We start from the raw sequence: 12,006 nt of genomic DNA, 5'->3' as shown, positions 1-12,006 counted from the left end.
GGGCGCTCATGGCAGCACCTTGGCTTCGTTTCTGAGTCTGTCCACCAGCTCATCCACGGAGCCGACCCGCACGCCGGCGCTGCGCACCGCGGGTGCCATCACCCCGAGCAGCCGGGTCTGGGCGGCGGGCTCGACACCGAGCGCCGCAAACGGCTGGCTCTCCAGCGGCTTGCGCTTGGCCTTCATGATGTTGGGGAGCGACGCGAAGCGGGGCTCGTTCAGCCGCAAGTCCACCGTCACCAGGGCGGGCAGCACCATGCCGAGGGTCTCGAGGCCGCCGTCTATCTCCCGGGTCACCTGCAGCTCCCCCTCCACCAGCTTGATGGCAGAGGCGAAGGTGGCGAGCGGCCAGTCATTGAGCGCCGCCAGCATCTGGCCGACCTGATTGTTGTCGGAATCGATGGACTGCTTGCCGAGCAGCACCAGATCCGGTTGCTCCTGCTCGCACAGTTTTTGCAGCGCCTGCGCCACCTTGAGCGGACTCAACGGTTCGTCAGTCACATAGTGAAGCGCCCGATCCGCCCCCAGCGCCAGGGCATGGCGCAGTTGCTCGGCGGCCGCGGCTGGCCCGAAGGTGACTACCACCAGCTCGGTCGCGACCCCGGCTTCGCGCAGCCTCACCCCCTCCTCCACCGCGATTTCGCAAAACGGGTTGATGCCCATCTTCACATTGGCGAGCTCCACATCGGAGCCATCGGGCTTGACCCGGATCTTGACGTTGAAATCAACGACCCGTTTGACAGCGACCAGCAGCTTCATGGCGGTCATTCCTCATATCGGTTGAGTGGATCCATTTTGCACTCTCACACTTTTATGCTGACAAAATGCTTTACGTTTACGTAAACTACCAGCACTACCCTAGGCCAAGTCGAGCGCAGAGGCAAGATGGAACGCGAAGCAATGGAATTTGATGTCGTCATCGTCGGTGGCGGCCCGGCGGGTCTCAGTGCCGCCATCGCACTGAAGCAGCAGAACCCGGATCTGGCGGTCTGCCTGCTGGAGAAGGGGGCGGAAATCGGCGCCCACCTGCTCTCCGGCGCCCTGCTCGATCCCGTCGCCCTCAAGGAGCTGCTGCCGGACAGCTGGCAGCAGGCACCGCTCGGGGTACCGGTCACGGACGATCGGGTGCATCTGCTGCAAAGCGCAACCCGCGCCCTGCAACTGCCCCACTGGGCGGTGCCGCCGCGCATGCACAACGACGGCTGCCACATCATCAGCCTCGGCAACCTCTGCCGCTGGCTCGGCCAGCAGGCCGAGTCCCTCGGGGTCGAGATCTACCCCGGCTTCGCCGCGAGCGAACTTATCCTGGAAAAAGGAAGGGTAAGGGGGGTGATCACCGGCGATCTCGGGCTGGACAGAGAAGGCAACCCCAAGGCGGATCACGTGCCCGGCATGGCGCTCTATGGCCGCTACACCCTGTTTGCCGAGGGGGCCCGCGGCCACCTGGGCAAGCAGTTGATCGCCGAGTTCAATCTGGAGAGCGACGCCCAGCCGCAACACTATGCCATCGGCTTCAAGGAGCTGTGGCAGGTGCCCGCCGACCAGTCGAAACCTGGCCTGGTGCTGCACGGCAGCGGCTGGCCGCTCGGCGAGGAGAAGGGCAACAAGAGCCAGGGCGGCTTCTACTTCTATCATCTGGCGGACAACCAGGTGGCGGTCGGCCTCATCGTCGATCTCAACTACCAGAATCCCTGGCTCAGCCCCTTCGACGAGTTCCAGCGTCTCAAGCATCACCCGCTGATCGCGCAGGCCCTGAGCGGGGGTGAGCGTATCAGCTACGGCGCCCGTGCCATCACCAAGGGGGGCTGGCACTCCCTGCCACGCATGCATTTTCCCGGCGGCCTGCTCATCGGCTGCGACGCCGGCACCCTGGACTTCTCCCGCATCAAGGGCATCCACTGCGCCATGAAGTCCGGCATGCTGGCGGCTCGCACTGTGGCCATGAGCCTGCGTGGGGGAGATGAGGGAGGTCGGGATCTGGCCGAGTTCGGCGATGCGCTGCAGCAGAGCTGGCTGGCGAGTGAGCTGAAGACGGCCCGCAACTTCGGCGCCGCCCTGCACCGCTTCGGCCCCTGGCTCGGCGGCGCCTTTAACTGGCTGGAGCAGCGACTCTTCAGCAAGCTGCACACAGGCTCCCCCTTCACCCTGCTAGACAGGGAGGCCGACTATCGCCAGCTGCGCCTGGCCAGCCGCTGCCAACCTATCGTCTACCCCAAGCCCGATGGCAAGCTCAGCTTCGACAAGCTCTCCTCCGTCTATCTCGCCAACACCAGCCATGACGAGGATCAGCCCTGCCACCTGCGGCTGCAGGATGCGAGCATCCCGGTGACGGTCAACCTGCCCACCTGGGCCGAACCCGCCCAGCGCTACTGCCCGGCGGGGGTGTTCGAGATCCTGGAGACAGATAACCAGCCCAGGTTGCAGATCAACGCAGCGAACTGCATCCACTGCAAGACCTGCGACATCAAAGATCCTAGTCAAAATATCGTCTGGACCCCGCCGCAAGGTGGCTCTGGGCCGAACTATCCCAATATGTGAGATGTGGGATGTGGGGAAAGCTGCGACATCGAGGATGCTCAAGCCCAGAACATCGTCTGGACGCCGCCCCAGGGGGGAGCGGGCCCCAACACCCCCAATATGTGAGAAAACCTGCGACATCGAGGATGCTCAAACCCAGAATATCGTCTGGATCCCGCTCAGGATCGGCTCGGCCCCCACAGCCCAGCCATATGACGCCTGCCCTCTTGTTCCTCTGGCTCGGCAGGGGAATAACAGGAGGCAGATATCCCTGCTTTCGAGGCCGGAACCGCTGATCCGACCTCGCTGTTTTTTTGAGCGAACAGGCCGAAACCCTGATGAATAGCCCCTGACAAGCGCGGCGAGCCCCTGTATAGTTCGCCGCATTCAGGTTGTCCATCGGCCTCGCTACGCTATTTCATGGGATCGCTTTCTGTGCGATCTAGGGCCGCATGAACCTGTGCAACCATCCCTGATTACCCACGACTTCTTAAGGGGGGACAGATGATCACCGCCTACATTCTCAATAACAAGGTGCTGGACATAGTCACGCTCGGGCCGGACGACATAGTCCCCGACAACACCGTCTGGCTGGATGCCTACAAGCCGGACACGGCGGAGCGAGAATGGTTGACGGGCCTCTTCCTGGAAGAGGTACCGGACAAGGAAGAGCTGGACGACATCGAGGCCTCCGCCCGTTTCTACTGGGACACCGACGGCCTGCACATCCACTCCCTGTTCCCCCAGCGGATCGGCCGCGACACCAAGGGTGTCCACGTCTCCTTCACCCTGCGCAACAACCTGCTGATCAGCATCCGCGAGGATGACATCGGCCTGGTGCGCCTGCTGCGCCATTACATGCGTCAGGACAGGCTGGAAGTGGAGAATGCCCTCGATATCCTGCTGGAAGTACAGAATCTGAAGGTGGAATATCTCTCCGATCTCATCGAAGACGGTTACAAAACCCTGGAAAACACCGCAGACCAGATTTTTGAGCCGGATCAGATCAACGCCATGCTCAAGGAGCTGATGGCCCAGGAAGAGGCCAACGGCCAGATCCGCCTCTCCCTGCACGATACCCGCCGCGCCCTGCGTTTCCTCAAGCGCAGCCTGCGCCAGCGCATGACCAGCGAGCAGAACAAGTGGATCGACGAGATGCTGCACGATGTGGAGTCCCTGCTGCCCCACACCCAGTTCCTGTTCGACAAGATCAACTTCCAGCTGGAGGCCTCCATGGGGGTGACCAATCTGGAGCAGAACAAGGTGATCAAGATCTTCTCGGTGGCCGCGGTGATCTTCCTGCCACCGACCCTGATCGCCAGCATCTACGGCATGAACTTCGGCCGCATGCCGGAGCTCGCCTGGGAGTATGGCTATCAGATGTCGCTGGTGCTGATGGTGATGTCGTCGCTCGGCACCGGCCTGTTCTTCAAGCGCAAGGGCTGGCTGTAACACACCGAAGAGTGCCGGACGGTGAAGAAGATGGATTGGGGGCAGGGCCCCCGATCAATTCCGACCCGACTCCCGCCTTGTAAAGGGCCAACCGCCGCCCCATATCCCTCTTCATCACTCGCTCAACCTCCGACAGGGCCTCATGACCCTCTATCCCGAACACCGCTATGACGATCACGGCCAGCTGCGCCCGCCGCTCTGGTTCTGGCCCATCGCCCTGCTGCTGACCCGCTCGGTCTGGCTGTTTCTGATGGCGGGGGTCACCCGCGAGAGCGGCAGCGAGATCCTGACGCTGTTTTATCCGGACAGGATGAGCCTCTATCTCGGCTTGCTGAGCGACTTGCCCGCCATGCTGGCGCTGCTCGCCTTCGGCGGCACCCATCAACAGACCCGTAGTCCCCGCGCCTGGCTCAGGCGCCACAGCCGCGGCCTGTTGCTCTGCTCGACCCTGAGTGGCCTGGCGCTGCAACTGCACAGTCTCAACCTGCAGAAGTGGTCGTTCAGCTGGCCGACGGCACTGGTGCTGATCGGCAGCCTCTGGGCGCTCTGGTATCTGCTCAAGAGCCGCCAGCTGCGAGAATACGCCGTCGACCAACCCCACGCCGGAAACTGATCAGCCAAGTTCAACCAGGGTGATCACGAACCCAGGGGACGACATGATCCGCTTGGCGTCTCATTGGCGAGTGACCCGGATCTGCAATGTCTGGCGCTCGCTGCCGCTGGCCACCCCGAGTTGTGACGAATTCGAGAGCTCACTCCCCCGGCTCGCCTGGGTGGTGGAGAGCTCCCCCACCGTCATCCACTGGCCGGGCGTACCGCTCACCTCGGTGGCGCTCTGCCCTGTCTTGATGTCACCCCGCTCCAGCCTGGCCTGCTCACTGCTGAGCGCTATCTGCACCCGATCGCCTATCAGGGTCGCGGTGGCATAGAGGCCATTGATCAACGGCACCATGCCCACCACTCGCCCCCCCTGCCAGCGATAGAAGGTGACCGGCTGGTAGGAGCCCATCTGCAGCAGCACCGGCCGCCCCGACAGGCCGCGCACCTGCCAGCTGTCGTTCTGGCTGCGCTGATAATCCTGCGCCCCGCCCTCGACAAGCCACTGCCGTTTGGCGTTATGGTTGCCAACGCCCACTCCCAACTGCCGACCGCTTGAGGCCCCCTCCACCCGCCACTCGATGAGCAGACTCTGGGGTGGCTGGTTGAGCTGGTTCAGGGTTGCCTCTGCCTCCTGCAACTGCGCGGGTGTGCCGCTCAGCACCAGCTGATTGCCCATGGCGCTCACCCCGAGCGCCGGGTAGATATCCTTCAGAGTCTGCACCATGGCCGGCGCCTCAAACACGGGGATCACCTTGACCTCGGCGTGCAGCGGCAAGGCCCAGAGCCCACAGCAGCACCACAGCCAGATCCATCGCCACCCTCTCATCATCGTCTCCCCCTTCCTGCCGTCGTTATCTTCCCACCCTGTGCCGTCATTGTAATGATATCGGGGTCAGAAGCCCTTCATTTTGCTGTGTATTTACATGCTATGCGCTATTCGCCAGAGTCATTACATGGCGTTAAACAAAAGACTCATTGAGAGACCTCTCAATACAAATAAAAATGGTTATCATTTGTTGTCACAACGGAAACCCTCGGATACAATTCGGACTCATTTTTTTGAGTCAGCCTCTGATGAAGCCAGTTTCTGCCCTCTCCAGCATCCCTGCCGCCATTCATCTGGCGATGCTGATCAACATGCTCTCCATGGGCAGCATGATGATGGTGATGCCGCTCGGGCCGGATCTCGTCATCAGCCTCGGCATGGCGCCGGAGCAGACCGGCTATTTCAGTGGCGGCGCGACCCTGGGGGCCGCCCTGATGGGGATCCTCGCCGCACCCTGGCTCGATCGGGTCAACCGTAAACCCGCCCTGTTGCTGCTGCTGACCCTGCGCTTCCTGCTGCTGATGGCCTGCGCCCTGATGCAGGACAGCCAGCAACTGTTGCTGCTGTTCATCCTGTCGGGCTGCGTGGCGGGCCCGCTCTCCGCCATCCTGATGGCCGCGGTGCTGGATCTGGTGCCACCGGCCGAGCGCGGACGCCGCCTCGCCTATGTGGGCATGGCGTTCTCCCTTGCCGCCATCCTGATCGTGCCCATCGCCCTGACCCTGGCCCAGGGGCTCGGCTGGCAGAGCCCCTTCCTGCTGTTTGGCGCCTGCGGCCTGCTGCTGGCCCTGATAAGCCGCCGCCTGCTGCCCTCCCTGCCGGTCACCCGCGCCCCCCACGGCAGCGGCGTGCGCCAGTTGCTGAGCTCTCCCCTGTGTCAGGGCGCCCTCGGCATTCTCAGTCTGCAGATGTTCGGCCATTTCCTGCTGATCCCGCATTTTGCGAACTATTTCCAGTTCAACCAGGGCTTCCCGCGCGAGCAGATCGCCGCCCTCTACCTGTGCGGTGGCCTCGCCAGCATGGTCACCATGCGCCTGTGCGGCGGCTGGATAGACAAGGGCCGTGCTCAGGGCGCCATCCTGCTCACCAGCCTGCTGCTGGCCCTGGTGACCCTGCTCGGCTTCGCCCTGCCGGCCGGCATGCCCATCTACCTGCTGTTTACCCTGTTCATGGCCCTGAGTTCGGCCCGTGCCAGCACCACGCTAGCCGTCACCGCTGCCATTCCGGCTCCCCATCAGCGTGCCGCCTTCATGTCATTCCAGGGCACGGTCACCAATGTGGCGGCCGGACTCGGCAGCCTGCTGTCGGCCAAGTTCCTCATCTCGGACGAGAGCGGCGTCCTGCACGGCTTCGCTACGCTCGCCTGGATCAATATCGCCTGCGGCCTGTTGGCCTGCGCGGGCGTCTGGTTCCTCATCCGGGGACTGGCGCGGATACAAAACAACAATAATCCTGCCCCTGGCACTGCCAGACAAGGAAGTCAGTGAGCACCGGACCAGAAGAGCCCGGAACCCATAACCTCGGCTTTATCCATGGAGTTTTTACAATGCAGTTGCAGCACGGCGTCTTTAAATTGAACCCCATTTTGCTCTCCCTCGGTCTGCTGGCCCTGCCGGGTCTGGCTCAGGCCGAGCCGACCAAGGCCAACGAGACCGTGGTGGTCACCGCGACCCAGACCAAGCACACCGAGTTCACGGCCCCGGCCAGCGTCTCGGTCGTGAGCCGCGCCGATCTGGACAAGATGAACGTCAACAACATCGGCGATGCGCTCAAGCATGTGCCTGGCGTCAACATCATCGCCACCAACCCCACCGGCCGTAACGAGATCAAGATCCGTGGCATGGGCGGTGACTACACCCTGCTGCTGATCAACGGCAAGCGCGTCAATGCCCGCGAGACCCTGGGCAGCGCCTATGGCAACGACTTCGACCTGAGCTCCATTCCCATGGCGGCCATCGAGCGCATCGAAGTGATCCGTGGCCCCGTCTCCTCCCTGTACGGTGCCGATGCCCTGGGGGGCGTGGTCAACGTGATCCTGCGCCAGGCCACCGAGAAGACCGAAGCCTCCGTCGGCTATACCCACAGCATCCCGACCAAGGGTGACGGCGGCGATGCCAACCAGGGCAGCGCCTATGTGTCCGGCGCCCTCATCGACAACAAGTTGCTCGGCAACATAGTGGTCGAAGGCTATCAGCGTGACCGCTGGAAGAGCGATCAGTCCAACAACCCGGACGCCGATGCGCTGGAAAAACGCGAAGTGGTCAACGTGCTGACCGGCCTGAAGTGGCTGGTTGCCGACAACCAGGACGTGGAATTCGATCTGGGCTACAACCAGAACGACATGGACAGCTACTTCAACAACGTGCCGCGCGCAGCAACGGCGCCAGCCACCGCCCACAACGTGCAGAACCTCGATCGCCTGAGCCTGGGAGTAAGCCACAACGGCCGCTGGCAGCACTTTGACAGCCGGGTCCGCTACTACTTCGAGCAAGTAGATCTGATGGACGACTCCCAGCTCAATGGCGGCGCCGCCGATGTCACCCAGACCAACAACACCGTCGACGGTCAGGTCAGCGGCTACCTGGGTGAGCATCTGCTGACTTCCGGTGCCGAGCTGCGCAAGACCGAGCTGGAGCACAGCCGCAACATCGCCAACGGCAGCGTGGATGCGTCCCAGAGCGCCGTCTATCTGCAGGACGAATTCGGTTTCGGCGATCTGGCCCTGACCCTCTCCGGTCGTCTGGATCACCACGAGACCTATGGCACCGAGTTCAGCCCCCGTGCCTACGCCCTCTACACCCTGACCGACGAGTGGGTGATCAAGGGTGGCGCCGGCAAGGCGTTCAAGGCACCGACCCTGGCCCAGTCCAGCGAAGGCTTCTCCACCACCGCCTGCCGCGGCGCCTGCCAGGTGATAGGCAACCCGGATCTGAAACCGGAAACCGCGGTCAGCTATGAGCTTGGCACCGCCTACGAGAGCGCCCGCTTCGGCGCCGGGCTGACCGGCTTCCACAACGATATCGAGGATCTGATCCAGAGCGATCAGTGGGGCCCCGGTTACAACCCGAGTGTGATGACCTACCTCAACGTCAAGAAGGCCCGCATCAAGGGTCTGGAGCTGAGCGGCTGGGTCGACGTACTGGACAACGTGCAGCTGACCGGTAACTGGACCCTGCTGGACTCCGAGGACAAGAGCACCGGTCAAGATCTGGCCAAGACCCCGGAGCACACCGGCAACCTCGGTCTGGACTGGCAGGCGAGCGACGTGGTCAGTGCCAACCTGGCTTGGCAATATGTCGGCAGCCAGTTCATCAAGGTGCCGATGCACAACTCCCAGGCGCTCAAGTCCAAGCACTACCAGACTCTGGACGTGAACACTAACTGGGCCGTCACACCGGCCCTGGACTTCAAGCTCGGCATCACCAATCTCACCAATACTCAACGTGATCAGGTCGCCACCGACGCCGACTTCATCCTGGAAGGTCGTACCGTCTATGCCGGGATCGATTACAAGATGTAATCCCCCCCTTGTGCAGGGAGCCCGACAGGGCTCCCTTTTTGCGTTTCTACTGCCCCTAATTGAAAGGAGTCATTGAGTGCTCAGATACCAAGCACAGCTGTTCTGGCTCGGAGTGCTGCTCCTCTTCCTGCTGATTTCACTGTCACTGGCCACCGGGGCCGGTGTCTATGGTGGCCGCGAGGTCGCCGGTTTCCTGCTGGGCGATCCCGCCCTCGTGGCCGATGAAAAACTCGCCATGATAGTCAACACCCTGCGCCTGCCCCGCACCTTGGCGGCCCTGGTGGTGGGCGCCTGCCTCGCGCTGGCCGCCTCCATGCTGCAGAGCGCCACCCGCAACCCCCTGGCCGAACCCGGCCTGCTCGGCGTCAACGCCGGCGCCGTCTTCGCCCTGGTGATCGGCCTCACCTATTTCGGTGTCGAATCGGCCTACGGATACCTGCTCTGGTCCGGCATGGGGGCCCTGCTCGGCAACCTCGTCGTGCTCGGCCTCGGCCTGATGGTGGGTCGCTCCAACCCGCTCAAGCTCATCCTGGTGGGGGTCGCCCTCTCCGCCACCTTCGGCGGCCTCTCCAACTTCCTGCTGCTCTCGAACAAGGTGGTGCTGGAGCAATTCCGCTTCTGGAACCTGGGGTCGCTCGCCGCCTCCAGCCTCGATTCGGTGCTGACGGTGGTGCCCTTCGCCCTCGCGGGCCTGCTGCTGACCCTGGCCCTGTGCCGTCAGCTCACCCTGATGCAGATGGGGGACAATCAGGCCCAGGCGCTCGGCATCCGGCCGACCCGGGTGCGCATCGGGGTGCTGCTGGCCGCCACCCTGTTCACCGCCTGCGCCATCGCCATCGCCGGCCCCATCGGCTTCGTCGGTTTCCTCGCCGCCTACTGTGCCCGCCTGGTGGAGCCGGTGCGCCTGTCCATTCAGGTGCGCTTCTCCGCCCTGTTCGGCGTCTTGTTCCTGCTCGGCGCGGACATACTGGCGCGCTGGCTGCTGCAGCCGTTCGAACTGCCCAACGGGGTGATACTGGCGCTGATCGGCGCCCCCGTGCTCATCCTGGTGGTGCGCAGCGGCGGTTTCCGCTCCCTGCTGGCCGTCAAATAAGGAGCCTCCCATGCATAACGCCATCCACGACGCCCCTGCCCCCTACCCCCTCCCCGCCGGCACCCTCTGCCTGCGCCTGGGCTCCCGCACCCTGCTGCTCGAACGCCGCGCCTGGCTTATCACGCTCGCGCTGATCGTCGCCCTGGTGCTGCTCTCCCTGCTGGCGCTGACTCTGGGCTCCGGCAAGATCACCATGCTGGGAGTCGTCCAGACCCTGCTCGGTGAGGGGAGCCGACTCGATCAGGTGACGGTGTTCAAGATCCGGCTGCCGCGCATCGTCGCCGTGCTGGTGGCAGGTGCCGCCATGGGCCTCTCCGGTTGCCTGGTGCAGACCCTGATCCGCAACCGCCTCGCCACCCCGGACATGATCGGGGTCAACGAGGGAGCCTCCCTGGCCATCATCATCTTCTCCCTCTACCTGACCCTGGGCAGCTGGCCCTGGTGGGCCGCGCCCCTCGGCGCCCTGTTCGCCGCCATGGTGCTCTACGCCCTGTGCAACAAGCCGGGGGAGCAGGGCTACCTGTTCGTGGTGATCGGCATCGGCGTCTCCGAGCTGATGAACGCCATCGGCCAGTTCGCCATGTCCACCCAGTCCCTGGTGCACCTCAGCAGCCTCTACCTGTGGAACATGGGCAACTTCGTCGGCCAGGGCTATGGTACCGTGGCGCCGGTGGGGATACTGATCCTGCTGATCTGCCCCTGGATCATTTATCTCTCCCGCGCCCTCGGCGTGCTGCGCCTCGGCCCCATCACGGCCCAGACGCTGGGGGTGAACGTCAACCGGGTGCAGCTCGGAGTACTGGCCCAGGCTATCATGGTGGCGGCGCTCGGCACCGCCATCGGCGGCCCCGTGGTGTTCATCGCCATGGCGGCCCCCATTCTCGCCTCCTGGCTCTCCCGGGATCGCATAGTGCCGCTCTGGATAGCGGCCCTGTGCGGTGCCCTGCTGCTGCTGACGAGCGACACCCTGGTGCGGGTGCTGGCCAGCCCCCACGAGGTCGCCACCGGCATCATGACCCGTATCCTCGGCGGCCTGTTGCTGCTGTTCATCCTTATCAAAGACAGGCAGAGAGCCGACTGATGATGCACTCCATCCTTTTCCAACACCGACAAGGGGCCCTCCTATGACCCTCTGCGTGAATAACCTGCGTTTCGGCTATCAGCACAAATCCGTCTTCGACGACGTCTCCTTCACCCTGCCCAAGGGCAAGCTGGTGGGCATCGTCGGCCCCAACGGCGGCGGCAAGTCCACCCTGCTCAAGCTGCTGGCGGGGCAAGAGCAGCCCCAGAGCGGGGAGATCCTGCTCAAGGGCAAGCCGCTGGCGAGCCACGGCATGAAGGCATTGGCCCGGGAGCTCGCCTACCTGCCCCAGCGCCCTCTGGTGCCTGCGGGCATCCTGGTGGAGCAGCTGGTGCAATACGGCCGCCATCCCCACCAAGGCTGGTTCAATCAGTGGAGCGCGGAGGACGCCCGCATGGTCAACTGGGCTCGCGAGCGGATGCAGCTGGACGCCATCTGGCACCAGAGCGCCAATTCGCTGTCCGGCGGTCAGGCCCAGCGGGTCTGGCTCGCCATGGTGCTGGCCCAGGACGCGGACATCATCTTGCTGGACGAGCCCACCAGCGCCCTGGACATAGGCCACCAGACCGAGGTGATGGAGGCCATCCACCAGATCACCGCCGAGGGCAAGACGGTGCTCATCGTCATTCACGATCTCGCCACCGCCGCCCGCTACTGCGACGAGCTGATCGCCCTCGGTAACGGTGGCGTTCAGGCCATGGGACCGGCTCGCGAGGTGGTGACCAAGGGGCTCATCGACCGTCTCTACCAGACCGACGTCGACATACTGCACGCCCCCGGCGACGGCGCCCCCGTCATAGTGCCGCGCCGGCGCTCTGAGACAGTGCCCCGTCGGCGCACTGATGCCGCGGCCGGCAAACAACGGGCCTGATGCCTTCAATAAAAAACCGCCCATCCGGCGGTTTTTTTATTGGCTG

General features: G+C 63.8%; 11 protein-coding genes. 9 read left to right on the top strand and 2 right to left on the bottom strand.

The features are described from left to right. Nucleotides 1-6: 6 nt before the first annotated feature. Nucleotides 7-759 carry an electron transfer flavoprotein subunit beta/FixA family protein gene (locus LG30_RS0108530; protein ID WP_033130312.1) on the bottom strand — a complete coding sequence of 251 codons (753 nt, stop codon included), beginning with the start codon at nucleotides 757-759 and terminating at the stop codon, nucleotides 7-9. A 126-nt stretch (nucleotides 760-885) separates the two neighbouring features. Between LG30_RS0108530 and LG30_RS0108525 the strand changes: the two genes are divergently transcribed. The 4 genes from LG30_RS0108525 (at nucleotide 886) to LG30_RS0108515 (ending at nucleotide 4,582) form a co-directional block, all read left to right on the top strand. Then, nucleotides 886-2,538: an electron transfer flavoprotein-ubiquinone oxidoreductase gene (locus LG30_RS0108525; RefSeq protein ID WP_033130279.1), complete on the top strand. Its 1,653-nt coding sequence runs from the start codon at nucleotides 886-888 to the stop codon at nucleotides 2,536-2,538. Between the two features lie 3 nt (nucleotides 2,539-2,541). Beyond that, a complete protein-coding gene (locus LG30_RS22995) occupies nucleotides 2,542-2,643 on the top strand; it encodes a 4Fe-4S dicluster domain-containing protein (protein ID WP_081966090.1) in 102 nt (33 codons plus the stop codon). Between the two features lie 378 nt (nucleotides 2,644-3,021). After that, a complete protein-coding gene (gene corA, locus LG30_RS0108520) occupies nucleotides 3,022-3,969 on the top strand; it encodes a magnesium/cobalt transporter CorA (protein ID WP_033130278.1) in 948 nt (315 codons plus the stop codon). Between the two features lie 142 nt (nucleotides 3,970-4,111). After that, on the top strand, nucleotides 4,112-4,582 hold the full coding sequence (locus LG30_RS0108515) for a DUF2919 domain-containing protein (RefSeq protein ID WP_033130277.1): 471 nt from the start codon (nucleotides 4,112-4,114) through the stop codon (nucleotides 4,580-4,582). Between the two features lie 60 nt (nucleotides 4,583-4,642). Here the strand turns inward: LG30_RS0108515 and LG30_RS0108510 are convergent, their stop codons facing one another. Continuing rightward, nucleotides 4,643-5,395 (bottom strand): hypothetical protein, encoded by a 753-nt coding sequence (locus LG30_RS0108510; RefSeq protein ID WP_033130311.1) that lies wholly within the window; start codon nucleotides 5,393-5,395, stop codon nucleotides 4,643-4,645. A 248-nt stretch (nucleotides 5,396-5,643) separates the two neighbouring features. On the opposite strand from LG30_RS0108510, the gene LG30_RS0108505 reads away from it, so the two are divergent. From LG30_RS0108505 to LG30_RS0108485, 5 genes are all read left to right on the top strand, one after another. After that, the gene (locus tag LG30_RS0108505; protein WP_033130276.1) at nucleotides 5,644-6,882 is read left to right on the top strand and encodes an MFS transporter; all 1,239 of its coding nucleotides are present in this window, start codon (nucleotides 5,644-5,646) and stop codon (nucleotides 6,880-6,882) included. A 59-nt stretch (nucleotides 6,883-6,941) separates the two neighbouring features. Further along, nucleotides 6,942-8,915, top strand: coding sequence for a siderophore amonabactin TonB-dependent receptor (locus tag LG30_RS0108500; protein WP_033130275.1), 1,974 nt, complete (start codon nucleotides 6,942-6,944; stop codon nucleotides 8,913-8,915). Nucleotides 8,916-8,991: 76 nt separating this feature from the next. Beyond that, complete coding sequence (locus tag LG30_RS0108495; protein ID WP_033130274.1) at nucleotides 8,992-10,008, top strand: amonabactin ABC transporter permease subunit 2; 1,017 nt, start codon at nucleotides 8,992-8,994, stop codon at nucleotides 10,006-10,008. Between the two features lie 10 nt (nucleotides 10,009-10,018). Then, the gene (locus LG30_RS0108490; protein WP_033130273.1) at nucleotides 10,019-11,089 is read left to right on the top strand and encodes an amonabactin ABC transporter permease subunit 1; all 1,071 of its coding nucleotides are present in this window, start codon (nucleotides 10,019-10,021) and stop codon (nucleotides 11,087-11,089) included. Nucleotides 11,090-11,132: 43 nt separating this feature from the next. Further along, nucleotides 11,133-11,960, top strand: coding sequence for an amonabactin ABC transporter ATP-binding protein (locus LG30_RS0108485; protein WP_033130272.1), 828 nt, complete (start codon nucleotides 11,133-11,135; stop codon nucleotides 11,958-11,960). The last annotated feature ends 46 nt before the right edge of the window (nucleotides 11,961-12,006 follow it).

This window comes from Aeromonas aquatica (genome assembly GCF_000764655.1).
In the GTDB taxonomy this organism is placed as follows: Bacteria; Pseudomonadota; Gammaproteobacteria; order Enterobacterales; family Aeromonadaceae; genus Aeromonas; species Aeromonas aquatica.
Note: the sequence above shows the minus strand (reverse complement) of the source record. Positions and strands in the feature narration are given on the sequence as shown.